The organism is Methylibium petroleiphilum PM1 (assembly GCF_000015725.1).
GTDB lineage: Bacteria > Pseudomonadota > Gammaproteobacteria > Burkholderiales > Burkholderiaceae_C > Methylibium > Methylibium petroleiphilum.
Map to the genome: position 1 here is coordinate 487202 of NC_008826.1, position 25911 is coordinate 513112.

The window sequence follows — 25911 nt, forward strand, 5'->3', positions numbered from 1 at the left end:
CGTTCAGCTATGCGCGACTTGCCATTCTTTGCACCCGACGCGGTCGTGTGCCGCGGTGATATGGGCGCCGATGGCACGCGCCGCGCCAGCTGCATCACCTCGAGCGATGGCTTCCAGCACCGCGGCATGTTCATTCCACACATCGCGTGCCAACTCACGATGCTGCAACACTTCACCCATGGACCGGCGCAGGTGCTGCCAGTGGGCCTGCATCGACTGAACCACGAGCGGATTCCCGCTGGCCTGGTAGATCCACTCGTGAAAGTCCACGTCTGCCAGAAGTGCGGCGTGCGCGTCGCCTGCAGCTGCAACCTTCCGGCCGAACTGAACGATAGCCTTGCCGGCGGTGACCTGCCCCTTCGTCGCGCGTACTGCAGCCAGCGAAGCCGCCAGCGGCTCCAAGGCCGAGCGCAACTCGAAGATCGCGTCAAAGCGGGCGCGGTCGACGGGCGCCACTTGAAGCCCACGTCTTCCGCGGTCTACCAAGAAGCCTTGCACTTTGAGCTGACTCAGCGCAGTCAACACCGGCTGGCGAGACACCTGCAGCTTCTCCGCGAGTTCATCCTGCCGCACCGGGTCTCCTGGCGCCAGAACCCCCTCGCAGATCGCGTCCAGGATCTTCTCGTAGACCTGTTCGACGAGCGGCTTGGTTCGCTGAAGGGATTCGATGCTCATGGTGTCTGCATTATCGCTGCGGCCTAGGGTAAATACCGCATGTCGCATGTCGCATGTCGCATACGATAGATGCATTCTCAGCGACTTGCAACCTTCTTCACCGGAAACAATAGCTCGCCATGGACCAAATCCCGATCCGCGTTCTTCTCGCCAAAGTCGGCCTCGACGGCCATGACAGAGGCGTCAAGGTGGTCGCTCGCGCGCTGCGCGACGCCGGCATGGACGTCATCTACTCCGGCCTTCATCGCACGCCCGAAGAAGTGGTCAACACCGCCATCCAGGAAGACGTGGACGTGCTGGGTGTGAGCCTCCTGTCCGGCGTGCAGCTCACGGTCTTCCCCAAGATCTTCAAGCTCCTGGAAGAGAGAGGCGCCGGCGACTTGATCGTGATCGCCGGTGGCGTGATGCCGGACGAGGACGCCGCGGCCATCCGCAAACTGGGCGTGCGCGAGGTGCTCCTGCAGGACACGCCGCCGCAGGCCATCATCGACTCGATCCGCGCCTTGGTCGCCGCGCGCGGCGCCCGCTGAAGTCAGCGCAGGAGGCATGCGATGGAAGAGTGGAAGTTTCCCGTCGAGTACGATGAAAATTACTTGCCGCCGGCCGACAGCCGGTACTGGTTTCCGCGACGCGAAACGATGCCGGCGGCGGAGCGTGACAAGGCCATCCTCGGTCGCCTCCAGCAGGTGTGCCAGTACGCATGGGACACCTCGCCGTTCTACCGGCGCAAGTGGGAGGAAGCCAACTTCCACCCCAGCCAACTGAAGTCGTTGGAGGACTTCGAGACGCGCGTGCCGGTGATCAAGAAGACGGATCTTCGCGAATCGCAGGCCGCCCACCCGCCGTTTGGCGACTACGTGTGCGTGCCCGATTCCGAAATCTTCCACGTCCACGGAACCAGCGGCACCACCGGGCGCCCGACCGCTTTCGGCATCGGTCGGGCCGACTGGCGCGCCATCGCCAACGCGCATGCGCGGATCATGTGGGGCATGGGCATCCGCCCGGGCGACCTGGTCTGCGTCGCAGCCGTCTTCAGCCTCTATATGGGTAGCTGGGGTGCGCTGGCTGGCGCAGAGCGGTTGCGCGCCAAGGCTTTTCCCTTCGGCGCCGGCGCGCCCGGCATGAGTGCCCGCCTGGTGCAATGGCTCGACACCATGAAGCCGGCCGCCTTCTACGGCACGCCAAGCTACGCGATCCATCTCGCTGAGGTAGCGCGCGAGGAGAAGCTGAATCCGCGCGACTTCGGTCTGAAGTGCCTGTTCTTCAGCGGCGAGCCGGGCGCTTCGGTGCCTGGCGTCAAGGACCGTATCGAGGAGGCTTATGGCGCCAAGGTCTACGACTGCGGTTCGATGGCCGAGATGTCCCCTTTCATGAACGTCGCCGGCACCGAACAGAGCAACGACGGCATGCTGTGCTGGCAGGACATCATCTACACGGAGGTCTGTGACCCGGCCAATATGCGGCGCGTGCCCTACGGCCAGCGCGGCACGCCGGTGTACACCCACTTGGAGCGCACCAGCCAGCCGATGATCCGGCTGCTCTCGGGCGACCTCACGCTGTGGACGAACGACGAGAATCCCTGCGGCCGCACCTATCCCCGGCTGCCGCAAGGAATCTTTGGCCGCATCGACGACATGTTCACCATCCGCGGCGAGAACATTTACCCGAGCGAGATCGACGCAGCACTGAACCAGATGTCGGGCTACGGCGGTGAGCACCGGATCGTCATCACGCGCGAGTCGGCGATGGACGAGCTCTTGCTGCGCGTCGAACCCAGCGAGAGCGTTCACGCGGCGGGGGCTGCTGCACTGGAGACGTTCCGCGCAGAAGCATCGCACCGTGTTCAGACCGTGCTCGGCGTTCGTGCCAAGGTGGAACTGGTCGCGCCGAACTCGATCGCACGCACCGACTTCAAGGCGCGGCGCGTGATCGACGACCGCGACGTGTTCCGGGCGCTGAACCAGCAATTGCAATCGAGCGCCTGAGCAGGCAGGGACTGGAATGACCTACGTTCCCTCATTCGCCCTGCTCGAGCAGCTCAGAGCCGGCAACACCTGGGCGCTTGGCCGCCTGATCTCGCGCGCCGAGGCCGGTGTGGCCGAGGCGCGGCCGGCATTGGCCGAGGTCTATCGGCACGCCGGCTCGGCGCATGTGATCGGTCTCACCGGGGTGCCGGGGAGTGGCAAGTCGACTCTCGTGGCGAAGCTCACGGCCGCCCTGCGCAAGCGTGGTGAAAAGGTCGGCATCGTCGCAATCGATCCGTCGAGCCCGTACTCGGGCGGTGCGATCCTCGGCGACCGTATCCGAATGACCGAACTCGCCAACGATTCCGGCGTATTCATCCGCAGCATGGCCACGCGCGGCGCGACGGGGGGCATGGCGCGTGCCGCCCTCGACGCCGTGGACCTGCTGGATGTCGCCGGCTATCACACCATCATCCTGGAGACTGTCGGAGTCGGTCAGGACGAGGTGGAGGTGGCGCACGCATCGGACACGACAGTCGTCGTATCGGCGCCAGGCCTTGGAGACGAGATCCAGGCCATCAAAGCCGGCGTCCTGGAAATCGCCGACATCCATGTTGTCAGCAAGTGCGACCGCGACGACGCGAATCGCACGCTCACCGATCTCAAGCAGATGCTGACGCTCGGCACCATGGTCGGGCCCAAGCGCGCATGGGCGATCCCGGTCGTGGGTGTCAGTTCGTACACAGGCGAAGGCGTCGACGACCTGCTCGGTCGCATCGCCGCCCACCGCCAGGCGACGGCCGACACCGAACTCGGCCGCGAACGGCGCCGTCGCGTAGCCGAATTCCGCCTTCAGAAGACCGCCGAGACGCTGCTCCTGGAGCGATTCACCACCGGAGCGCAGCCCTTCTCGCCTGCGCTCGCAGACAGCCTCAGCAACCGTGCGTCGGATCCCTACGCCGCAGCACGCGAACTCATCGCCCGAACGATCCGCAAGGAGTACTCGAATGACCTGGCTTGAGCCGCAGATAAAGTCCCAACTCCAATCGGAGCGCAAGGACTGGGAAGCGAACGAAGTCGGCGCCTTCTTGAAGAAGGCGCCCGAGCGCAAGGAGCAGTTCCACACGATCGGGGACTTCCCGGTCCAGCGCACCTACACCGCTGCCGACATCGCCGACACGCCGCTGGAGGACATCGGTCTTCCGGGGCGCTACCCGTTCACGCGCGGGCCCTACCCGACGATGTACCGCAGCCGCACCTGGACGATGCGCCAGATCGCCGGCTTCGGCACCGGCGAGGACACCAACAAGCGCTTCAAGTATCTGATCGCGCAGGGCCAGACCGGCATCTCCACCGACTTCGACATGCCCACGCTGATGGGCTACGACTCCGACCACCCGATGAGCGACGGCGAGGTCGGCCGCGAGGGCGTGGCGATCGACACGCTGGCCGACATGGAGGCGCTGCTGGCCGACATCGACCTCGAGAAGATCTCGGTCTCGTTCACGATCAACCCGAGCGCCTGGATCCTGCTCGCGATGTACGTGGCGCTCGGCGAGAAGCGCGGCTACGACCTGAACAAGCTGTCGGGCACGGTGCAGGCCGACATCCTGAAGGAGTACATGGCGCAGAAGGAGTACATCTACCCGATCGCGCCGTCGGTGCGCATCGTGCGCGACATCATCACCTACAGCGCGAAGAACCTGAAGCGCTACAACCCGATCAACATCTCGGGCTACCACATCAGCGAGGCCGGCTCGTCGCCGCTGCAGGAGGCGGCCTTCACGCTGGCCAACCTGATCACCTACGTGAACGAGGTGACGGAGACCGGCATGCACGTCGACGAGTTCGCGCCGCGCCTCGCCTTCTTCTTCGTGTCGCAAGGTGACTTCTTCGAGGAGGTAGCGAAGTTCCGCGCCCTACGTCGCTGCTACGCGAAGATCATGAAGGAGCGCTTCGGCGCGAAGAACCCCGAGTCGATGCGGCTGCGCTTTCACTGTCAGACCGCGGCGGCGACTTTGACCAAGCCGCAGTACATGGTCAACGTCGTGCGTACGTCGCTGCAGGCGCTGTCGGCCGTGCTCGGCGGCGCGCAGTCGCTGCACACCAACGGCTACGACGAAGCCTTCGCGATCCCGACCGAGGATGCGATGAAGATGGCGCTGCGCACGCAGCAGATCATTGCCGAGGAGAGTGGTGTCGCCGACGTGATCGACCCGCTGGGTGGCAGCTACTACGTCGAGGCGCTGACCACCGAGTACGAGAAGAAGATCTTCGAGATCCTCGAGGAAGTCGAGAAGCGCGGTGGCACCATCAAGCTGATCGAGCAGGGCTGGTTCCAGAAGCAGATTGCGGACTTCGCTTACGAGACCGCGCTGCGCAAGCAGTCCGGCCAGAAGCCGGTGATCGGGGTGAACCGCTTCGTCGAGAACGAAGAGGACGTCAAGATCGAGATCCACCCGTACGACAACACGACGGCCGAACGCCAGATTTCCCGCACGCGCCGCGTTCGCGCCGAGCGCGACGAGGCCAAGGTGCAAGCGATGCTCGACCAACTGGTGGCTGTCGCCAAGGACGAGTCCCAGAACCTGATGCCGCTGACCATCGAACTGGTGAAGGCCGGCGCAACGATGGGGGACATCGTCGAGAAGCTGAAGGGGATCTGGGGTACCTACCGCGAGACGCCGGTCTTCTGAGCGTCGGCCGGCCATGTCGGGATCCAGCATGCTGTCTCGTGCCGAGGTGCGCCAACTGAAGTCGGCGGTGCGCCGCGAGGCGAACCCGGCTGCGGCCGAGCGGCTGCTGGCCGACAGCGTGCGAAAGGGACACGACAAGCTGGCGCTGCATCGATACTTGGCACTGCACAGAATTGACGCGGCGCGGTGCGCCCCCTACGAGGATTACTGCTGTCAGGTGGCCGGCCGTTTGCCAGGCGAGTCGCTGCGTCGGGTCCTCCGTCACGCAGGCTGGATCGGCTGAGACGCTGAGCACGGCGCAAGGAGTGGTGGCATGAACAGCGATGGCATATCACACGACCCCCGTCGTGGCGACGACGGTACGACGTCATTGGCCGGCGGTACACGGGTCGAGAAGAACAGCCCGTACATGCAGGCTATCGGCGTCGTAGATGAATTGAACAGCCTGATCGGCATGGCAATCGCTTCGGAGTGCGGCTCCGATCTCCGCGTGGTGCTGTCGGAAACGCAGGACGAACTGGTGGCGCTGTCCTCCGAGCTCTCGTCGCCGGGCAGCATCGTCTTGACGCTTGCGGCGCTGCAGCGTGTCGACAAGGAGCTGACCAGGTGGCTTGCGGACTTGCCTCCGGCGGCCGGCATCGTCCTGCCGCGCGGAACGATGGCCGCGGCGCTGTGCTTCAAGGCACGAGCGACATGTCGCACGCTAGAGCGCGAACTCGTCGGTCTCGAGGAGGCGGATCGCGAGTCTTGCGCGGATTCGTTGCGCCTGCCGTATGTCAACCGGCTGTCCGATCTTCTGCATGCGCTCGCCCGAACTGTGAATCGACGTGCCGACGCCGAGGCGATCGTCAGGGCCGCCGGTGTCCAGGCTGGATCGGCAAGTCGGAGCGACTGATACTTCGACCTCGAAAGGAGCGGCGATGAGCCCGGCCACCGTTGGTGTGAACAGCGCCGCTGCCGTGATCGCACGCAAGCTCAAGGCGCTTGAGGTTGATCGCGTCTTCGGCCTGTGCGGCGGCCACATCATGCCGATCTGGATGCGGCTGGATGCGGAAGGCATCCGGATCATCGATGTGCGCGACGAGCGCGCTGCGGTCTACATGGCGCACGCCTATGGCGAACTCAGTGGCAAGCCCGGGGTGGCGCTCGTGACGGCCGGACCAGGCGTCACCAACGCCATGACAGGTATTGCCAACGCGCATGTCTCGCGTGCTCCAGTGATGATCCTTTCGGGCGTTCCCCCCAGGCCGCAACTCAGCCGCGGCGCCCTGCAGGATCTCGACCACGTTGGCATGGTCAAGGGCATCACGCGCTTTGCCCTCACCGTGCACGAGGCAACGCAGGTGCCACGCGCCATGAACCAGGCGTGGGCTATGGCCCTCGGTGACTCAGGCGGCGAGCCTGGTCCCGTGTTCCTAGACTTTCCCACGGACACGCTCCGCGTCGATATTTCGCCGGCCGAGCAGGGGGACGAACATGCGCGCCCAATTGCGCGCGGCGAGATTCATGCCGATCCAACCCTTGTGTCAGAGGCGGCGGACCTGATCTTGCACGCACGGCGGCCGCTCGTGATCGGTGGCCGAGGGGCGCGCGCGGCGAAAGCCGAACTCGAGGAGTTCCTCGCGGCCAGTGGCGCGGTGTTTCTCGATACCGGGGAATGCAAGGGCGTCCTGGCCGACGACCACCCTGGACTGGTGAACGCCATGCGCGCCACGGCCATGGGCGAAGCCGACCTCGTGATCACCCTCGGCCGCAAGCTCGACTTCCAACTGGCCTACGGCTCTCCCGCCGTGTTTAGTGCGGCGCGCTGGTTGCGGATCGCCGACAACGTCGCGGAACTACAGGACAACCGACGCGGAGCGGTGGAGCTCCTGGCTTCGCCACGCCTGGCGCTGCGCGCGCTGACTGCAGCCGGACGAGGACGCGCGTCATCGGTGGACCGAGCTTGGCGGGATCGCCTTTGCACCGGACATGCGGAACGATCGGCGAAGCTCGCTAAGGACATGGCCACAGCCGGCGATGGGTCGGACGGCCGGATGCACCCGAACCGCCTGCTCGCCGGAGTGCAGCGCGCGATCGGTGACGACGCCGTGGTGGTTGCCGACGGCGGTGACTTCCTGGCCTTCGCGCGGGTGGGCATTCGCTGCGGCACCTATCTCGACCCAGGGCCATTGGGCTGCATCGGCGTGGGAACGTCCTTCGGCATCGGCGCCGCGCTGGCCTGCCCTCAACGCACGGTCGCCGTGCTGACCGGCGATGGCGCCTTCGGTTTCAACGCCATGGAGATCGATACTGCCGTGCGCCACGGCGTACCGGTGCTCGTGGTGGTGGCGAACAATGGAGCTTGGCAGATCGAGGTGCACGACCAGACGACCACGCATGGCAAGGTGGTTGGCACGCGGCTGCAGCACGCCGACCATGCCGCGATGGCACGCGCGTTCGGCGCGCATGGCGAGCGCGTGGAGAGTGCGGAGCAACTGCCGCTCGCGATTGAACGGGCGATGGCGGCGATCAAGTCAGGACAGCCCGCGCTGTTGGACGTGCTGGTGAGTGGCGAGCCCATGTCGTCGGATGCGAGGTCCGGGCTCGCATGGGTGCCGGATCTGCAGGCAATAGCTGCCTGGGATGACGCCGAGCGTCAGTGGCGCGCAGGAACCACGCGAATCGGTATCGTGAAATGACTCTTGGGCTCAACCTGATTGCGTACCAGGGTACGCTCCCCGCGTTCGCCTCTCAGCCCGCGGCGGCGCTCCCTGGTCACGCCGTCGTAGGCCGCGTCTCGCTGGGTCGCAACGCATGGCTGGGCGCTGGCGCGGTCATCCGTGCCGACGGACACTTCGTGCGGATCGGTGACGACTTGCACATGGGCCGAGGCGCGACAATCCATATCGCCCACGAGGTCTATCCAACCTTGGTTGGCGCTAGGGTGTCCATCGGCGCTGATGCGGTCGTGCATGCCTGCACCGTGGGTAACGATGTCGTCGTCGAGCGGGGATCCGTGATCCTTGACGGTGCGAAGGTCGGTGACGGTGCCGTCGTCGAGGCTGGGAGCATCGTCTATCCGCGAAGCACGCTGGAGCCTGGCATGTTGTACGCGGGTCGGCCCGCCAAGCTGTTACGGGCGCTTGGCCTGCATGAAGTGCAGAGCCGAGCCGAACTGCAGCGAGCGCGCAATGAGGCATGCGACGTCCGCTGGACGTGCCAACCGATTCCGACCGGAGCTGCGCCCGATTCATTCGTCGCCGGCACCTGCGATCTCTCGGGCAGCGTTCACTTGGCCGAGGGCGCCAGCGTGTGGTTTGGCTGCCGTCTGGATGGTCGCGAGGGGCCGATTTCGATCGGCAGACTCTGCAACGTGCAGGACAACTCGGTGCTTCGGGCCGGATCCCTGGGGATGTCGTTGGGCGATCAAACCACGGTCGGACACAACGTCCAGCTGGTGGACTGCAGCGTCGGTTCCCGCTGCCTCGTCGGCATCGGCAGTAGCATCGCACCCGGCACGCGCATCGATGACGACACCTTCGTCGCTGGCGGCAGCGTCACCGAACCCGGCCAGCACCTGACGGGCGGACGGGTTTGGGGCGGCGATCCTGCACGGCCTATCGGCGAGATGAACGAGGCCAAGCGGACGGCGATCTCGAACATCGCGATCGTTTACGAAAGTTATGCGCGAGCGTTGCATGCCAGCGTACTAGGCTGACTGCAGGAACGGACCGGCACGGAAGCGAGAAAGCATGGGCAAGCGACTCACGAGCATCGTCACCCGCACGGGCGACAACGGCACCACGGGCCTGGGCGACGGCAGCCGACTTAGCAAGACAGCGCCTCGCGTGATGGCCATGGGCGACGTCGACGAACTCAACTCCGCCGTGGGAATGCTGCTGTCCCTCGGCGTGAATGTCGACGAGGACCTGAAGACCTCGACCTTGCTGCGCACCGTCCAGCAGGATCTGTTCGACCTGGGCGGTGAACTCAGCATCCCTGGCTACACGCTGCTGAAGGCGGAGCGGGTCGTGGCCCTGGACGAGTGGCTGCGTCAAGCCAATGCGAGGCTGCCGCGCCTGGAGGAGTTCATCCTGCCCGGTGGCTCTCTGGCCGCTGCGCAGGCACATGTGGCGCGCACGGTATGTCGTCGCGCCGAGCGCTCCGTCGTCGCGCTGGCCGAACAGCATCCCGTCAATGCGACTGTCCTTCAGTTCCTCAACCGCCTCTCCGATCTGCTGTTCGTGCTGGCGCGCCTGGTGAACCGGGTAGCGGGCGGCGTCGACGAGCAGTGGAACCGAAGTCGCTGAGTGCGCCCGCGCACGCCGAACGTTCTCCTCTATCCATACAGGCTCCTTCGCATGGCAAACCCTCCAGGCTCCATCGGCGTCATCGGCGCCGGCACCATGGGCAACGGAATCGCGCAGGTCTGCGCGGTGGCCGGCCTCAACGTGACGATGTTGGACGTCGACGACGCCGCGTTGAAGCGCGGCATGGACACCATCATCCGCAATCTCGACCGCATGGTGGCGAAAGAGAAGCTGACGGCCAGCGCCCGCGATGCCGCGCTGGCGAAGATCAGTACCGGTCTGGACTATGGCGCGCTGCAGTCCGCCGATATGGTGATCGAGGCTGCGACGGAGAACCTGGGACTCAAGCTGAAGATCCTGCGGCAAGTCGCCAACTGCGTCGGCAAGGACGCGATCATTGCGACGAACACCTCGTCGATCTCGATCACCCAGCTGGGCGCTGTGCTCGACGCGCCGGAGTGCTTCATTGGCATCCACTTTTTCAATCCCGTGCCGCTGATGTCGCTGCTGGAGGTCATCCGCGGCGTGCAGACGTCGGACGCGACCCATGCTGCCACGATGGCGTTTGCCCAGAAGGTGGGCAAGGCGCCGATCACGGTCCGCAACAGCCCCGGTTTCGTGGTCAATCGCATCCTGTGCCCGATGATCAACGAGGCCATCTTCGTCCTGCAGGAAGGCCTGGCGTCTGCCGAAGGCATTGATGTCGGCATGCGCCTGGGATGCAACCATCCGATCGGTCCGCTAGCACTGGCCGACATGATCGGCCTCGACACCTTGTTGTCGATCATGGGCGTGCTTTACGACGAGTTTAACGATCCCAAGTACCGCCCAGCGCTGCTGCTGAAGGAGATGGTCGCCGCCGGCCGCCTCGGCCGGAAGACCAAGCAAGGGTTCTACAGCTACTCCTGACGCACGACAGCGGAGATCCCGGCGATTCGAAAACGCCGGGTTTCATTGTGGCTCAGGGGCCTCAGAACGCCTTCAGCAGGCGCAAGTTGATGCGGTCCGACTCCTTCAGGCCGTTGCGCACGGTCAGGTCACGTCCATAGAGCGCCGCGAAGTGCCAGCCGGGCGCGAAGCCCCACCCGAAGCCGAACTTGGCGTTGGTGGTCCGGGTGCGATCGTCGCTGGCAACGCCGTCGACGGAGGTCTCGCCGCCGACGAAGTGAGACGTGCCGGCGCGCAGGTCGAAGCCGCCGCCCAAGTTGTACTTGAGCCAAGCCTGGAACTGGTACAGCGGCTTCTGGGTGAGCGTCTGGCTGTTGGGCCCGTAGTCGTCGTTGTGGCCAAAGCCGGTGACGTCGGCCGCGAGTTGCAACGACAAGTCCTTCGACCCGAGCGGCGTGGTGTAGCCGGCCTGCAGCAGATACTTCCAGCGGTGCTCGCCGAGGTTGAGGGGCTTGTTCTTGTCGTAGGAGCCGATTGGCACCCAAACCGCCGGCGTGACACCGAAGAATGACCTTGCCCCTGAATCCCGTAGCTCTTAGCATCCTTGTTACGCGGCCTTGTTGAGCTGTGCCGCGACCCAGCGCTCTTCATACTGCCTGGGGCTGAGGTAGCCCAGCGAGGAATGTAGCCGGCGGTGGTTGTAGAAGGCCATCCAGTCGATGACCTCGTCCATAGCCTGCCTCCTGGTGGCGAACTTACGCCCATGCAGTCTGCCGACCTTCAGGCGCCCCCACAGGCTCTCGGTCGGCGCGTTGTCCCAGCAGTCGCCCTTGCGGCTCATCGACGAGCGCATCCCGTACCCGGTCAGCGCCTTCTGGAACTCGTCGCTGCAGTATTGGCTGCCGCGGTCCGTGTGCACGATCAGCCCCGGCGGTGGCCGACGCCGGAACCACGCCATGCGCAGCGCGTCCGTCACCAGGCTGGCGCGCATGTGGGGCTGCATGCTCCAGCCCACGATCATCCGACTGTGCAAGTCGATGAAGGCCGCCAGGTACAGCCAGCCTTCGTCGGTAGCGATGTAGGTGATGTCGCTCGTCCACTTCGCGTTGGGGCCGTCGGCCGCGAAGTCCCGCTGAAGCAGGTCTGGCGCGATCGGCAGGTTGTGCTTGCTGTCGGTGGTGACGACGAACTTGCGGCGGCCCCGAGCCTTGATGCCGTGCTGCTGCATCAGGCGTCGAACCCGTTCCTTGCCGACGCGGTGGCCCCGGGCGCACAGCTCCTTAGTCATCCGCGGCCATCCGTACTCCTGACGGACCTCGGCGTGAATGGCACGCACGTGCGCCAGCAAGGCCTCGTCGCTCAGACGCCCCGAGCCCGGCCGGCTCGGCTGGCGTCGATACTGGCGGCGTTGGTGCTCGAAGTACCCGCTGACGCTCACGCCCAGCACCTCGCAGCTCAGGCTCACCGGCCAGCTCTCCTTCATCGTCCGGATCCAGGCGTACTTTGCAGAACATCCTGCGCAAAGTACGCCGCCGCTTTTTTTGCGATGTCGCGCTCCATCTTCACGCGCGCCAGTTCCGCCCTCAGCCTGGCCAGCTCCATCTGCTCTGGCGTCACCGGCCGGTCGCCAGCGCCACCAAGCTGCCCCTGCTCACTGGAGCGCACCCAGTTGCTCAGGCTGGCCTTGGGAATGCCCAGCACCTTCGCCGTCATCCCCACCGACTGGCCTGCCCTGACCAGCCTGACGGCCTCCAGCTTGAACTCCTGCGTGTACTTCCCACGCACTTGCTTGTCATTCATCTCGTAGCTCCTGTCTCTGATTCCATCATCAGCCAAGAACTACGTTTTTCGGGGGCAAGGTCAGAACTCGCCCTGGTCGGGCTTGTTCACCAGCCACACGGTACCGGTAACGATCAGATCGCCCACGCCGCTTGTGCTGCCCAGGGCGTTCAGGTCATTGCTGGCCTTGAGGCTGCCGAACGGCAACAGGATCTGCGGGTCGGCGCGGAAGCCGCCAATGTCCACAAAGCGGACCAGACGCAGGATTCCGACGTCCGACTTGAGGTCTCCGCCGGCGACTTGATTGCCGTCGCTGTACACCTTGTTGCGCTGCGCGTGCTGGTAGTACAGCAAGGCGAGGTTCGTTCCCGCAGGTATGGCGCCGGAGGCGTAGTCGTCGGCGTCCAGATCCAGCGCCCGCGCCGGCTGGCTGTGCATTGCAAGCAGCGGCAACAGCGCTGCCACCGCCAGTGCCCTGAGGTCACCGAAATGGCGAGCCATTGCCCCTTTGAAGCGAACTCGCGAACCGTTTGTCATGCTGTCTCCTGTGGCTAGTGCTTGAGTACGAACTGCGCTTCATGCGCTTCATTGCCTCACATGTGCGTGAGCAATCCGTCGTCGACCCGTGCCACTTCGGACGCGGGGTAGTCAATCAACGAGCGGCCGGGAGCTCGGCGATCCGCGCCGCGATGCGCTCGGCAGCCTCCTGCAGCGCCTGCTGTTCTGCCGGCCGCAGCGTCAGCGGAACGAGTCCCATGTCACCGAGTGCCCGACAAGCGCCTTGTCGACGCCGTAGTCGACACCCGGCCAGCACCCCGTGGCGCGGGGGTGCCTTGACCAAGGAGCCTGCGGAGTTGCTCAAGCGCCATTTGCGTCTTGATGGCGAAGGCCACCTCATCAGGCACGCCGGCGCTGCGCGTTCGCGACCCACCTTTATGACTCGCCACTCTCACGGGTTGCCGGCTCTTCTCGGAGAGAGCAGACTTGCGCTGCCCGTGGCCGGTTCCGTCAGGCACTCGCGCAGGCGCTGCAGCCGCTGCTCGCCAAATCCCAGGCCGTGGGCGAGGTAATCGTCGATGCCGCCGAACGCGGTGTCGATCGACTCGAACGCGGCCTCGATATAAGCCGGCCTGGCGGCGGTAAACGCCTCGGCCACCGACTCGGTCGTTCCGGACGGCATCAAGTGCCCGATGTCACGTCTGCAGTCGTTCGTCAGCAGGTAGTCCTCGACGATCACCGTTCGAGGTACGCCGAGCGCCATCAGGATGACCGCCGCACCGAAACCCGTGCGATCCTTGCCGCTCACGCAATGGATCAGCGTCGGCCGCCCCGCCGCCTCTTCCACCGCTTCAAGCATGCGCCGATACTCGGCGCGATGGTGCACCGCATAGCGTCGGTAATGCCCGGTTACGGCGCGCTCAATCCCTGCGGCGTCGATGCGCAACTCGCGCAGGGCCTTCAACATTTCAGGTACGCCGTCCGGCCAGAAGCCGATCTCCGTGACCTTGGGGCCGGCACCAACAGGCAGCCGGTTGGGATGCAACTCGCGCTCGTGCGGAAGGCGGAAGTCGACGACGCGGTACAGGTCGAGTGCAGCCACGAGCGCCAAGTCCTCTTCAGTCAGCGCCCCCAACGAGTCGGATCGGAACAGCCGGCCCCAGCGCGTCCGCCGCCCATCGCCGACCGGATAGCCGCCGAGGTCGCGGAAGTTCACAGCGCCTTGCAGCGGAACCCGGCGCTGCGCCAAGTCGCCGGTTGAGCCCGCCTGGGGTGAGGCCGGTGCATCGCAGTGCGTTCGCATGGCGCGCGGCTTCAAAGATCCAGGACCAGCGTCGCGCCCTTCGAGCGCGACACGCAGGTGGTCAGGAACTGCGTGCGTGCCTCGGCGGACAGCAAGTAATCCCGATGCTCGACGTCGCCCGCGAGATAGCGGACCTTGCACGTACCGCACAGGCCGCTCTGGCATGATGTCGGTACTTCGATGCCGTGCTCGCCAAGCACCTGCGCGATCGACTTGTCGTTCGGTACCGTCAGGACCGTTCCCGTGCTGGCGATCTTGATCTGGAACCCGAGCGCCAGCGCATCGCTGCCGATGTCGTGGGGGACTCCCTCGGCGGGAAGCACCGGCGCGCCGACGAAGTACTCGAAGTGCACCGCCTCGGCGGGCCAATTGGTGCAGGCACGTGTGCAGGCCTCCATGAACCCGGGGGGGCCGCAGTAGTAGAGCTGCCAACCCGGCTCGTACCGCCGCAGCAGCGCCGCGATGTCGAGGCCCTTGGCCGGATTGCCGCCGTCGAAGTGCATGATCACGCGCCCCTTGGCGGCCAGCGGCGCGAGTTCCTCCTGGAACGCCGCGTGGGCGCTCGACTTCGCGCAGTAGTGCAGGGTGTAGTCCGCGCCTATCCTTTCCAACCGATGCACCATGGCCTTCAGCGGCGTGATGCCGATGCCGCCGGCCAGCAGGATCTGGTGGGGCGCCCCCTCAATCAGCGGGAAGTTGTTGCGCGGGTGTCCGACCGCGACGAGTCGTTGCGTGTGCACGCGTTCGTGGATCGCGATGGAACCCCCGCGCCCATTGTCGTCGCGCAGCACCGCGATCAGGTATCGCCGACGCTCGGCGGGGTCGTTGCACAACGAATACTGTCGCACGCGTCCGTCGCGGAAGTACAGATCCACGTGGGCCCCGGCGGTGAACTCCTCCAGTTCGCCGCCGTCCTCGCGCACGAATTCGTAGGCGTTGATGCCGATCCCCTGGTAGGTGATCTGCCGGACCCGCAGGTTCAGCGCCGTCTTCGGGTACTTGCCGGTGTGACTCAACTGATACATGTTGCTCTCGGCCCCGGTCTGCGCCGACGGTTCAGCGAAAGCCGGCACCGCTCCGGGGTCGGGACAGAGTTGCGAGGGGCGTCGATCAGAGGCTCGCTTCGATCTCGTCGAGGCGCCGCAGGACATGCGGCCTGCGCTGCACGACCGGCAGTTCGTCGCACTCCTTCATGATCGCGAAAACCTGGTGCGCGGCCTTGCGGATGACGTCACTGTCCGCTTCCCGGCTCGGCCGGCGGCGGATCCGCAGTCGACTGTCCGACGCGTATCGCGGCAGCGTTTGCCCATCGGTCGACCCAGCCTTCACGCGCACCGGGTCGGGCGGCGCCTTGCCGGCCACAGCGTCGCGAAGCAGCGAGCGACACATGTACACACCCACGTCCGACCGGCCGGGATGCTCAAGGCCGTGGACGGCTATCGGCCCCTGGCTGACGATGGCTTCGTAGTCGCCCGGAACCCGCTGCCTCTCTTCATAAGGCCGATGCCGGGTCTGACCGATCAGAAAGTCGATCTTGTCGACCCCGCACTCCTCTTCCCTTCCACGGTGCTCCGGGTCCACCTCGTCGTTGAAGTGGCGCCAGCCGAAGGCGATCGAGTGCTCGTCGTCGACCGGCACCTGCCAACGCGACATCGCCGGGCCGGAGTGTCGCTGCGGCGCCGCCGCCACGATGGCGGCGTTCTGCATCCAGTTCGGCAGGCCCATCTGCGAGATTCGGATCCAGACTTCGTCGTCCGACAGGCGCCGGCCGGCGGTGAAGATCATGCCGTTGTTGTCGTCGGTCGGGTGCCAGTCGATGATTGGCATCTCGCCGAAGCCCCCCTGCAGCGTCGCGCCGTCGGCCAGCTTCGAGTCCACGCCGGCGACCGTCATGTTGTTGTGCAGCAGCGCGGTGTGGTAGTGGTCGATCTGGTTTTCGTAGACCTGAAGCCAGTTGCAGTCGAAGACATTGGAGAACGGAATCAACCGCGTTCCCTTCGGCAACACGTAGCCGTCGAACACCGGGAACTCCGGTCTGCGATCCGCCGGCCCCATGTAGGCGAACACCAGGCCGTCGCGCTCGAAGGCCGGATAGGCGCCCTGGCAGACGGTTTCCTTCAGCTTGGTGTCGGGGGGTTCCGCCGGCGCCTCCAGCAGTTTGCCGTCGACGTCGAAGTGCCAACCGTGGTAGCAGCAGCGGATCCCGCGTTCCTGCACGATGCCGAACTCGAGCGAGGCCCCGCGGTGGGCGCACTTGCGGTGCAGCACGCCGACGTTGCCCTGGCGGTCCCTGAATGCCACCAGATCCTCGTGCAGGATCCGGATCGCCTTGGGCACGTCGGTCAGTTCCTGCGACAGGCATACGGGCTGCCAGTAGCGGCGCATGTACTCGCCCATCGGCGTGCCGGGGCCCGTACGAAGGATTTCCAGGTTCGTGGGGGCGGCATTCTGCAGGTCGCGCAGCCGGTACCCGCTGTAGGCTGTGCCCTGCCCGGCCGCGGCCAAAGGCTCTCTGTTACCCATCTGAAGATCTCCTCGCAATCCGGAGCGCCCCGATTCGAGGCGGCTTGCCATCCGCTGTTTGCCGAGCCAGTCTAGTCAGCGGCAGGCGCGACGTCTTTGGCGCAGTCGGACAAAAACGGCGCCAGGCGTTGGCAGGCAGTGCTAAAGACCACTGAACAACACGACATCGGCCGCAGCATGACGCGGCTGATCGCCGGACCGTCATCGCGGCGAGATGCGGTCGTTGCAGGCTGTCGGCGCGCGCTTTGAGGGCCACGATGGCTCGATCTTGAGGCTGCGGGCACCAACTCCCACAGGCGGCAAACGCCACCTTGCGATGTACAGGTTCGCGAGCGCCGCATGCACCTTCGCGCGGGCCGCGTTCTTGGCCAGGCCGCGGTAGCTGACCTTGCGGTAGCCGAACAGGTTCTTGATGACGTGGAACGGGCACTCGACGCGAGCGCGCGAGCGGGCCTTGATCCGTTCGCAGATCTGCGTCAGCGGCTTCACCGGCCCCTCGGCCATGCCGCGTAGCGTGTCCGGCTTCATGGCGAAGTTCCACTTGATGTCCTTGTGCAGCTTGCCCTTACGCTGCGCGTGCGCAATGTCCGACTCGTTGGCGGCCGTGCAGACCACGCTGTGGGCCAGGGGCCCGAGTCGACATCGACGCCCGTGTGCCTTGCCGCATCAGCAGGCCTCGCTCGGTCAGGTGCGCATTGACTTCGGCGCGGATCGCCGCGCCGAGCTCGTACTCCTCGAGCAGACGGCGAAACTTCAGAAGCGTCGTTGCATCAGGCACGTTATGCCTGGCCAGATAGATGCCGACAAACTCGCGCATGGCTTGGCTGTTGTACAGCGCGTCCTCGAGTGCTTCGTCGGCCAGCGTGTACCACCGCTGCAGGAAGTACATGCGCAGCATCTTGGTCAGCCCGATGGGCGGTCTGCCGACCTTGCCGCTCTTGGGGTTGTGCGGCTCGATCACCGCCTCCAGCCGCGCCCACGGCACGACCGTCTCCATCTCTGCAAGGAACCTCTCCCGTCGCGTCTGGCGCTTCTTGCCCGCGAACTCCGCGCCGGCAAAGCTGGTTTGCTTCATGCGGGCATCTTGGCCCGCTCGGGCATCGTCGGCCATTGAGGTCAGCCCGGACAAATCAGCTTCCCCGACGGCACGCCGTGATCGCAGTGCCGACGTGGACCGGCAGCGCCGATGTGCGCCCCTGCCGCCCGGGAGCCGGTGCCGGCAGACCGGACGAGGCATCGCGTCCCGCTAAGCCCCCGCGCGGCGTGCGCCACGCCCGGTGGCATGTGCGGTCGCGGACAAAGACGCAGGGGCGTTTTGCTCGCTCCGAGCTAGAGACGGCAGCCCGCCGTTCGACCATAGTCCTTCCGTCTACAAGCGCATCAGCAAGGGGAAAAATCAGCCATGAACGCACCGATCATTAAGAAGGTTCTTGTCGACAGCGGCGAGCTGAGGATGAAGGTGGCCGGATTGTTCCAGGCGGTCGGAGTGTCGCCCGAGCATGCGGACCAGATCGCCGAGGTCGTCGTCTTCGCCGATCTGCGCGGCGTCGAGTCGCACGGGGTCCAGTTCACGCCGCGATACGTCCGCGGCATCGCCCGCGGCCACCTGAACCCGAAGCCGGACATCCGCGTCGTCCACCGACGCGGCGCGGTCGCCGTCGTCGATGCCGACAACGGACTGGGCTTCCTGTCGGCGCGCCGCGCGATGAAGGAGGCCATGGCGATCGCCGCCGAACACGGCAGCGGCTCGGTGGCGGTGCGCAACAGCAACCACTTCGGACCGGCGGCCTTCTACCCGATGATGGCGCTGGAGGCGGGAATGATCGGCTACGCCACGACCGACGGCCCCCCCCACACGGTCGTGTGGGGCAGCCGCAGGCCGGTGCTTTCGAACGACCCAGTCGGCTGGGCCTTCCCCACCCTCGAAGGCCTGCCGATCGTCGTGGACACCGCGTTTACCGGCGTGAAGGAGAAGATCAGATTGGCCGCCCAGCGCGGCGGCACGATCCCGGCCGATTGGGCCGTCGGGCCCGACGGCAATCCGACGACCGACCCGAAGGTCGCGCTCGAGGGTTACCTTCTGCCCATCGGCCAGCACAAGGGCTCGGCGCTGATCATCGCCAACGAGGTCGTCTGCGGCGCCTTGGCCGGCGCCCTCTTCAGCTTCGAAGTGTCGCCGAAGCTCGTGATGGGTGCGGACCATCACGATTCATGGAAGTGCGGCCACTTCGTCCAGGCGTTGGATCCGGGCGCCTTCGGCGACCGCGACGCATTCTTGCGCCGCACCAGCGAGTTGGCGTCGGCTCTGCGCAACGCGCCGCGCGCCGAGGGCGTGCAGCGCATCTACATGCCCGGCGAGATCGAGGCCGAACTGTCGGCGCAGCGCTTGCGGGACGGGCTGCCGCTGGCGGTCACCACGCTCGAGGCCCTCGACGCCGTGGCCCGCGAGGTCGGCGCGCCCGTACCGTCGGCGACGCTGGCCACGCGCGAGATGCCGTGATGGCGCACAAACCGGTTCCGGCGGCTTGGGCCTGTGCCAGCTGCGGGTTCAGGATGGGGGAGCCGATCGCGAGGCTGGGGGTCAGCGAGCTCAGTCTGGTCTCGGACCGTCGCTTCCCCGGCCGCTGCGTCCTCACGCTGCGCGAGCACGCCACCGAGCTGTTCGAGGCGTCGGCGGCGGCGCGGCAGGGGTTCGTCGAGGACATGAGTCGCGCGGCACGCGCGATCAAGCTGGCGACGGGCGCCTTCAAAATGAACTATGAGATCCTCGGCAATGCCGATCCGCACGTGCACTGCCATCTGATCCCGCGCCGGCAGGACGAGCCCAACCCGCGCGTACCGGCGTGGCTGCATCCGCAGGCGCAGACCGAACTGGACGAGGCGAGCGCGCAGCAGATAAAGGCGCGCATCCGGGAGTTGCTCGATGCCAAGGACATTTAGGATCAAAGGGAGACACGAGTCGATGACCAGCGTCACCGCCGCTGAGCGCTTCGTCTACTCCTTCGCCGAGGCCACGCATCTCGACGCGGCCGCGCTCGGCGGCAAGGGCGCCGGGCTGGTCCAGATGACGGCCGCGGGCTTTCCCGTGCCGCCGGGTTTCGTCATCTCGACGCAGGCATGCCGGGTCAGCAAGGACGGTGCGGTTCCCGAGGCGCTGTGGCGCGAGATCGTTCAGGCCGTGCATCAGCTCGAGGAGCGGACCGGCTGCGGCTTCGGCAAGGGGCCACGGCCGCTGCTGGTGTCGGTCCGCTCGGGCGCGCCGGTGAGCATGCCGGGCATGATGGACACCGTTCTCAACCTCGGGATGAACGAGGAGACCACGGTCGCGCTGGCGAAGGCGACCGGCGGCCGCTACCGCTTCGCCGCCGAGACCTTCGCCCGGTTCGCGCGCATGTTCGCCGACATCGTGCTTGGCGCCGCTGACGAGAGCGCCGCCGACGGCGCGAGCCTCGACACCGTCGAGGACGAGAGGTCGCTGCGATCAGCGGTCCGACTCGTCGCCGAAGGCGTCGGTGCGTCCGGCACCTTTCCGGCCGACCCGTGGGCGCAGCTCAGACAGGCGGTGGTCGCGGTGTTCGAGTCATGGAACTCGCGCCGTGCGATCCGCTATCGCGACCATCACGGAATCGCGCACGATCTGGGTACGGCGGTGGTCGTGCAGCAGATGGTCTTCGGCAATCTCGGTAGCCCGTCGGGAACGGGCGTGGCCTTCACCCGCGATCCGCGGGACGGTTCGCCGAAGCTGTTCGGCGAGTATCTCGAGAACGGCCAGGGGGAGGACATCGTCGCGGGAACGCACACCCCGGAATCGCTCGATGATGTGGGGCGCCGCTATCCGGAGCTGATTGGGCAGTTCCACTCGTTGGCGCGTTCGCTCGAGAAGACCTACCGGGACGTCCTCGACATCGAGTTCACGGTTCAGGAGGGCGTGCTCTACCTGCTGCAGGTGCGTCCGGGCAAGCGCACCGCCGAGGCGGCGATCAGGATCGCGGGGGATCTGTACAAGGAGGGTCTCGTCGACCGCGAGACCGTGCTGCAGCGCGTGACGGCCGATCATCTGCGCCAGGTGCTCCGCCCCCGGTTCCTCGTGGAGGCCGTCGAGGCGGCGCGCGCCGGCGGTGCGAGGTTGGCACAGGGTACGGGCGCCTCACCGGGGCAGGTCAGCGGACGCATCGTTTTCGACCCGGATCGGGCCGAGCAGGTGGCCTCAGGAGGAGACCCGGTCGTCCTGATGCGGCTGTTCACGAGCCCGCGGGACTTGCACGGGATGCTCGCCGCGCGCGGGATCGTGACGGCCCGAGGAGGCTCGACTAGTCACGCGGCGGTCGTGGCGCGCGCTCTCGACAAGCCGTGCATCGTCGGCTGCGAGTCGCTCGACATCGACGCCGAACGACGCGTGGTTCGCGTGGCCGACCGCGAACTACCGGAAGGTACTCTCGTTTCGCTGGACGGCTCTACTGGAGAGGTGTTCGAGGGGACGTTGTCGACCGGCGCCCTCAGCACCGACTCTGTGAGCCACATCGGCGCCATCCTGGGGCTGGCCGACGACCTCAGCGGCTGCACCGTCTTCAACCGGGTCTCCACGCCGGACATGGCGCGTCAGGCCATCGCTGCCGGCGCCCACGCCATTGGCACCCGCATCGACGAGACACTGGCCGCGACTGCGGGATTCGAAACGCTGGTCGATGCCGTGTCGGCCTACAAGCGCGGAGTGACGTCGGCGGACTCCAACTCCAACGCGCTGGCCGCGCTTGAGGAGGTGATCGCGGAGGCGTTGACCGACGTCATGCGGGCCGTCTATCCGAAGCCGTTCGCGGCGCGGATCGCCAACCTGTCCAGCGGGGTCGCTGGCGAAGCGGTGTCGGATTTCACTGACGTCGCACCCTCGCCGGCCATCTGGCTGCCGCTAGGTTCGCCGCAGTTGCTGCGCGCGCAGATCCGAGGACTGGTGCGCGCGAAGGAGACCACCGGCTACCCGGACAACGTGATCTTAATGGTCGGCGGCATCAACACGGAAGCCGAGGCGATCGCGTTGAGGGCCGCCTGCCGCGAGGCGGGCGGCGCCAAGCTTAGGCTCGGCGTGGCCGCGCGCAGCCCGCACGGGCTGCTGGAGTTGCCCCGCATCGCCCGCCACGTCGACATGGCCTGGATCGACTACCGGTCACTGTGTGCCGCGATCTACCGCTATCCCGACGACCTGATGCTCGCGCAGGACGCATGGAAGTCGTACATCGCCGACGGTTTCATGCCGCTGGACCCTGCCAATGAAGTAGACGAGGCGATCAAACTGTTGATGCCCACCCTGACGCCGGACACACACGCCTGCGAGTTCGGCGTCACCTTTTATGGCTGGGGGGTCAGCGAGAAGGTGGTGCGCTTCTTCACCGAGCGCGGTTTCAGGAACTTCGGCGTCGAGATGAACGGACTCGCGGCCACCCGGCTGCTGCTGGGCCGCCTGGCATCGCAAGAGGGTGCATTCGGCCCGCCCGCCTGAGGCGCTCCGGTTTGGTCGCCGCCACGAGCAATAGACACAAATCCTTAAGGAGTTAATCCATGAAAGAGATCGGCCTAATCGGCCTTGGAAACATCGGCGGCGGAATGTGCCGGCGCCTTCTCGACCGCGGCATCGGCGTCGTCGGGTTCGACCTTTCGCCGGCGGCCACGAAAGCCGCCGCGGAACACGGCGCCCGGATCGAGGTCAGCCCCGCGGCGGTCGCGCAGCAGGTTGATGTCGTTGTCACGTCGCTGCCGAATCCCCCCATCGTGCGTGACGTCTACCTGGGCAAACAGGGTCTGGTCGCGCAGGCGCGGCCAGGGAGCACGCTGATCGAGACCAGCACCATCGACCCGAACACCATTCGTGAGGTCGCGCAGGCGGCGACCAAGTCCGGCATCCGGATCCTCGACATCGCACTGTCCGGCGAGCCGCCGCAGGCGGTCCTTGGCGAACTGGTCTTCCAGGTGGGTGGCCCCGACGAGTTGATCGACCAGCATCTCGAGTTGCTGCAGGTGCTGGCGAAGAAGATCAACCGCACGGGCGGCATTGGGACCGCCAAGACGGTCAAGCTCGTGAACAACCTGATGTCGCTGGGCAACGTCGCTGTGGCCGCCGAGGCTTTCGTCCTGGGCGTGAAGTGCGGGATGGAACCGAAGCGGTTGTACGAGATCCTGTCCGTCTCGGGCGGACGCTCGGCGCACTTCATCAGCGGGTTCCAGAAGGTCATCGAAGGCGACTACGGCGCCAGCTTCAAGACCAGCCTGGCGCTGAAGGACATCAACCTCATTCTCGACCTCGCCAACGAGGAGCACTACGCGGCGCGGCTCGCGCCGGTCATCGCATCGCTGTACCGCGACGCCGTTGGGCGAGGGCTGGGGGAAGAGAACTTCACGTCGGTGGTCAAGGGCTACGAAGCCACTGCAGGCATTCGCGTTGCCGAGTCCGGCTAGCGCACTGGACGCACATGGCATGGCTGCCACGCAGTTCGTCGTTGTTCGGCACGTCGAGACGGAATGGAACCGGGACGGTAGGATCCAGGGCCACTTGGACAGCCCGTTGACGTCGGAAGGGATCACCCAGGCGCAGACCCTCGCAAGGCGGCTGAGCGAGATGCGGTTCGACCTGCTCGTAAGCAGCGACTTGGGCCGCGCGAGCGCGACGGCTGCTTACATCGCTACCGAGACGAAGCTGCCCGTCCTGCTTGATGCCAGGCTGCGCGAGCGGAACTACGGAATCTTCCAAGGCCTCACACGCCCTGAGGCGCAGGCCAAGTTTCCCGAAGCCTATCGGCGCTACAGCGACGAAGACGTCAATTTTGCGATTCCCGGCGGGGAAAGCACACAAGCCGCCTTCGAACGCAGCCTGGGATGCTTGGAGGAGCTTGCGGCGCAGCGGGCTGGGCAGCGGATTCTCGTCGTCACGCACGGGGGCGTGCTGGACGGCCTCTATCGACACACGACGGGCTTGCCCCATGTCGGCTCTCGCGTGTTCACAATGGTTAATGGAAGCATCAACGGGTTCTCTTACGAGTGCGGCGTGTGGCGCCTGGATTTCTGGGCCGATGTGGCGCATTTGGACGGCAAACCGTTGGATGACGTTTGACGCACGCAAGCGAAAGGGTAGTCTCGATCGGCAAGATCACTCAGCCATGCAAACCTAAAGAAGCCGCGTTCTGGTAGGCCGTCAGTCATTCGAGGCTGATGGCTATCGATAGCTGCGCGCGTCCTCGATGAGCTTGCCATCGTTCGGAAGGCTGCCGGGCGGCAGCAGCAGGACGTCGCTGCGCAGCTTGGTCACCTCGCGCACGCTACCGGCGATGCGCTCGGCCAGGCCTTCCGGCCGCTCGGACACTTCGACCTGCAAGGTCATGCGGTCGCGGGCCACCTCGCCGTCCATGACTAGGCGCGCCTTGATCACTTCGCGGTGGCGTCGCACGATGTCTGCCACCTGGCCGGGGTGCACGAACATGCCGCGCACCTTGGTGGTCTGGTCGGCTCGCCCCATCCAGCCCCTGATGCGCCGGTTCGTGCGGCCGGTCGGGCAACGGCCCGGCAGCAGTGCCGAGAGGTCGCCGGTGCCGAAGCGGATCAAGGGGTAGTCCGGGTTCAGGGTCGTCACGACGAGCTCGCCGACTTCGCCGTCGAGCACCGGGTCGCCGGTACCGGGGCGCACGATCTCGACGATCACGCCCTCGTCGAGCACCAGGCCCTCGCGCGCGGCGGTCTCGTAGGCGATGCGGCCGATGTCGGCGGTGGCATAACACTGATAGGCGTCGATGCCACGTTCGCCCAGCCACTGCTGCAACGACGCCGGGAACGCTTCGCCGCTGAACAGCGCCTTTTGCAGCGATGCAGCGCGGATTCCCAGATCGAGCGCCTTCTCGAGCAGGATCTTCAGGAAGCTCGGCGTGCCGACATACGCGTTCGGGCGCAGATCGGCCATCGCATGCACTTGCAGCTCCGTATTGCCCACACCACCCGGAAACACGGTGCAGGCCAGCGCATGCGCGCCGCTTTCCATCATCCCGCCCGCGGGGGTGAGGTGATGGCTAAAGCTGTTGTGCACGAGGTCGCCAGCGCGAAAGCCGGCCGCATGCATCGCCCTAGCCACCCGCCAGTAATCGCAGGCACGGCCCTCGGGCTCGTAGATCGGGCCGGGCGACTGGTACACCCGCAGCGCGCCCCGACGCGCACCCCAGCCGATGGCCGAGCAGCCTCCGAACGGGTCGCTCGCTCGCTGCGCCTTCTGTCGCTCCAGCAGTTCATGCTTGCGGACCACAGGCAGCGCGGCCAGCGCGCTGCGGCTCGTCACCGAGGCCGCGTCGATGTCGCGCAGCGATTCGGCAAACGCGCTGGTGGCCACCTTCGCATGCGCCACCTGGCCGGGCAGCGCGGCCATCAGTGCGGTTTCGCGTGCGGCGGGGTCGCGCGTCTCGAGCGCGTCGTGGCACTCACCGCTCATGACATGCAGCCTCGCCTATGCCAGCCATCGCTTGCGCCGCCGGTAGCTCTTGGATTCGCGAAAGCTCTTGCGCTGGCCTGCGCCCATCCCGAGGTAGAACTCCTTCACGTCCTCGTTGCCGGCCAGCTCGGGAGCGGGTCCGTTCATCACCACCCGCCCGTTCTCCAGGATGTAGCCGTGGTCGGCGTATCTCAGCGCCATCTGGATGTTCTGCTCGGCAAGCAGGAAGGTCACACGCTCCTTCGCGTTCAGGTCCTTGACGATCTCGAACACCTCCTCGACGATCTGCGGCGCCAGCCCCATCGATGGCTCGTCGAGCAACACCAGGCTGGGGTTGGCCATCAGGGCACGCCCGATCGCACACATCTGCTGCTCGCCGCCGGAGGTGTACGCGGCCTGCGAGGCGCGCCGCGTCTTCAGGCGAGGGAAGTAGGTGTAGACCTTGTCGAGGTTGGCGGCGATCTCGCCGCTGCGCTTGCGCGTGTAGGCACCCGCGAGCAGGTTCTCCTCGATCGTCAGGTGCGCGAAGCAATGGCGGCCCTCCATCACCTGCACCACGCCGCGCTGCACCAGCTGGGCCGGCGACAGGTCATCGATTCGCTCGCCGCGCAGTTCGATCGAGCCCTTGGTCACCTCGCCGCGCTCGCCCCTGAGCAGATTCGAGATCGCCCGCAGCGCCGTCGTCTTGCCGGCGCCGTTGCCACCGAGCAGCGCCGCGACGCCGCCCTCGCGCACCTGCAGCGAGACACCCTTCAGCACGAGGATGACGCGGTCGTAGATGACCTCGATGCCGTTGACGGCGAGAACGGTGTCGTTCATGCGGGCTCCATGCGCG

At 66.1% G+C, this 25911-nt stretch carries 23 protein-coding genes and 2 pseudogenes; 15 read left to right on the plus strand and 10 right to left on the minus strand.

The genetic code is table 11. The features are described 5' to 3' along the window. Positions 1-3: 3 nt before the first annotated feature. On the minus strand, positions 4-675 hold the full coding sequence (locus MPE_RS22120) for a GntR family transcriptional regulator (RefSeq protein WP_112185765.1): 672 nt from the start codon (positions 673-675) through the stop codon (positions 4-6). Between the two features lie 119 nt (positions 676-794). On the opposite strand from MPE_RS22120, the gene MPE_RS22125 reads away from it, so the two are divergent. From MPE_RS22125 to MPE_RS22170, 10 genes are read left to right on the plus strand one after another with little or no spacing between them, the layout of a single operon-like run. After that, complete coding sequence (locus MPE_RS22125; protein ID WP_011831861.1) at positions 795-1205, plus strand: cobalamin B12-binding domain-containing protein; 411 nt, start codon at positions 795-797, stop codon at positions 1203-1205. Between the two features lie 21 nt (positions 1206-1226). Then, a complete protein-coding gene (locus MPE_RS22130) occupies positions 1227-2660 on the plus strand; it encodes a phenylacetate--CoA ligase family protein (RefSeq protein ID WP_011831862.1) in 1434 nt (477 codons plus the stop codon). Between the two features lie 16 nt (positions 2661-2676). Then, complete coding sequence (meaB, locus tag MPE_RS22135; RefSeq protein ID WP_011831863.1) at positions 2677-3660, plus strand: methylmalonyl Co-A mutase-associated GTPase MeaB; 984 nt, start codon at positions 2677-2679, stop codon at positions 3658-3660. Further along, positions 3647-5335: a methylmalonyl-CoA mutase family protein gene (locus MPE_RS22140; protein WP_011831864.1), complete on the plus strand. Its 1689-nt coding sequence runs from the start codon at positions 3647-3649 to the stop codon at positions 5333-5335. The genes meaB and MPE_RS22140 overlap by 14 nt, the downstream gene beginning before the upstream one ends. Positions 5336-5363: 28 nt before the next feature. Next, positions 5364-5618 (plus strand): hypothetical protein, encoded by a 255-nt coding sequence (locus MPE_RS22145; RefSeq protein ID WP_128003303.1) that lies wholly within the window; start codon positions 5364-5366, stop codon positions 5616-5618. Between the two features lie 30 nt (positions 5619-5648). After that, positions 5649-6230, plus strand: coding sequence for a cob(I)yrinic acid a,c-diamide adenosyltransferase (locus MPE_RS22150; protein ID WP_011831866.1), 582 nt, complete (start codon positions 5649-5651; stop codon positions 6228-6230). A 25-nt stretch (positions 6231-6255) separates the two neighbouring features. Next, complete coding sequence (locus MPE_RS22155) at positions 6256-8016, plus strand: 2-hydroxyacyl-CoA lyase (RefSeq protein WP_011831867.1); 1761 nt, start codon at positions 6256-6258, stop codon at positions 8014-8016. Further along, positions 8013-9035: a gamma carbonic anhydrase family protein gene (locus MPE_RS22160; protein ID WP_011831868.1), complete on the plus strand. Its 1023-nt coding sequence runs from the start codon at positions 8013-8015 to the stop codon at positions 9033-9035. The genes MPE_RS22155 and MPE_RS22160 overlap by 4 nt, the downstream gene beginning before the upstream one ends. Positions 9036-9069: 34 nt before the next feature. Beyond that, positions 9070-9627, plus strand: coding sequence for a cob(I)yrinic acid a,c-diamide adenosyltransferase (locus tag MPE_RS22165; protein WP_011831869.1), 558 nt, complete (start codon positions 9070-9072; stop codon positions 9625-9627). A 51-nt stretch (positions 9628-9678) separates the two neighbouring features. Continuing rightward, entirely contained in the window at positions 9679-10536 is an 858-nt protein-coding gene (locus tag MPE_RS22170) for a 3-hydroxybutyryl-CoA dehydrogenase (protein ID WP_011831870.1), read from the plus strand. Between the two features lie 61 nt (positions 10537-10597). Here the strand turns inward: MPE_RS22170 and MPE_RS22175 are convergent. The 7 genes and pseudogenes from MPE_RS22175 to MPE_RS22210 form a co-directional block, all read right to left on the minus strand. Further along, positions 10598-11083, minus strand: a pseudogene (locus MPE_RS22175) (transporter); the annotation flags it as partial. Positions 11084-11122: 39 nt separating this feature from the next. Further along, positions 11123-12315, minus strand: a protein-coding gene (locus tag MPE_RS22180; RefSeq protein ID WP_085984391.1) for an IS3-like element ISMpe1 family transposase whose coding sequence is annotated in 2 segments (ribosomal slippage) — positions 11123-12060 and positions 12060-12315 — 1194 coding nt in all. Because the reading frame shifts where the segments join, the coding sequence is not laid out codon by codon here. A gap of 60 nt (positions 12316-12375) precedes the next feature. After that, complete coding sequence (locus MPE_RS22190; protein WP_011831872.1) at positions 12376-12831, minus strand: transporter; 456 nt, start codon at positions 12829-12831, stop codon at positions 12376-12378. A 412-nt stretch (positions 12832-13243) separates the two neighbouring features. Then, positions 13244-14095: a tyrosine-protein phosphatase gene (locus MPE_RS22195; protein ID WP_049820973.1), complete on the minus strand. Its 852-nt coding sequence runs from the start codon at positions 14093-14095 to the stop codon at positions 13244-13246. 11 nt (positions 14096-14106) lie between these two features. After that, complete coding sequence (locus MPE_RS22200; RefSeq protein ID WP_237706439.1) at positions 14107-15246, minus strand: PDR/VanB family oxidoreductase; 1140 nt, start codon at positions 15244-15246, stop codon at positions 14107-14109. Beyond that, positions 15206-16669: a Rieske 2Fe-2S domain-containing protein gene (locus tag MPE_RS22205; protein ID WP_237706440.1), complete on the minus strand. Its 1464-nt coding sequence runs from the start codon at positions 16667-16669 to the stop codon at positions 15206-15208. The genes MPE_RS22200 and MPE_RS22205 overlap by 41 nt, the downstream gene beginning before the upstream one ends. A gap of 249 nt (positions 16670-16918) precedes the next feature. Continuing rightward, a pseudogene (locus MPE_RS22210) lies at positions 16919-17693 on the minus strand (IS5 family transposase); the annotation flags it as partial. 327 nt (positions 17694-18020) lie between these two features. On the opposite strand from MPE_RS22210, the gene MPE_RS22215 reads away from it, so the two are divergent. The 5 genes from MPE_RS22215 to MPE_RS22235 are packed head-to-tail and all read left to right on the plus strand — an operon-like array spanning position 18021 to position 23717. Continuing rightward, positions 18021-19118 (plus strand): Ldh family oxidoreductase, encoded by a 1098-nt coding sequence (locus tag MPE_RS22215; RefSeq protein ID WP_011831877.1) that lies wholly within the window; start codon positions 18021-18023, stop codon positions 19116-19118. Beyond that, positions 19118-19558 carry an HIT family protein gene (locus MPE_RS22220; RefSeq protein WP_148211123.1) on the plus strand — a complete coding sequence of 147 codons (441 nt, stop codon included), beginning with the start codon at positions 19118-19120 and terminating at the stop codon, positions 19556-19558. Before MPE_RS22215 ends, MPE_RS22220 begins: the two co-directional genes overlap by 1 nt. 22 nt (positions 19559-19580) lie before the next feature. Further along, complete coding sequence (locus MPE_RS23085) at positions 19581-22112, plus strand: pyruvate, phosphate dikinase (RefSeq protein ID WP_049820974.1); 2532 nt, start codon at positions 19581-19583, stop codon at positions 22110-22112. Positions 22113-22171: 59 nt separating this feature from the next. Beyond that, positions 22172-23065 carry an NAD(P)-dependent oxidoreductase gene (locus MPE_RS22230; RefSeq protein WP_011831880.1) on the plus strand — a complete coding sequence of 298 codons (894 nt, stop codon included), beginning with the start codon at positions 22172-22174 and terminating at the stop codon, positions 23063-23065. A gap of 19 nt (positions 23066-23084) precedes the next feature. Beyond that, positions 23085-23717 (plus strand): histidine phosphatase family protein, encoded by a 633-nt coding sequence (locus tag MPE_RS22235; RefSeq protein ID WP_041930431.1) that lies wholly within the window; start codon positions 23085-23087, stop codon positions 23715-23717. A gap of 102 nt (positions 23718-23819) precedes the next feature. Here the strand turns inward: MPE_RS22235 and MPE_RS22240 are convergent, their stop codons facing one another. Continuing rightward, complete coding sequence (locus tag MPE_RS22240; RefSeq protein ID WP_011831882.1) at positions 23820-25076, minus strand: phenylacetate--CoA ligase family protein; 1257 nt, start codon at positions 25074-25076, stop codon at positions 23820-23822. A 15-nt stretch (positions 25077-25091) separates the two neighbouring features. After that, positions 25092-25895 (minus strand): ABC transporter ATP-binding protein, encoded by an 804-nt coding sequence (locus tag MPE_RS22245; RefSeq protein WP_011831883.1) that lies wholly within the window; start codon positions 25893-25895, stop codon positions 25092-25094. Positions 25896-25911 lie beyond the last annotated feature (16 nt).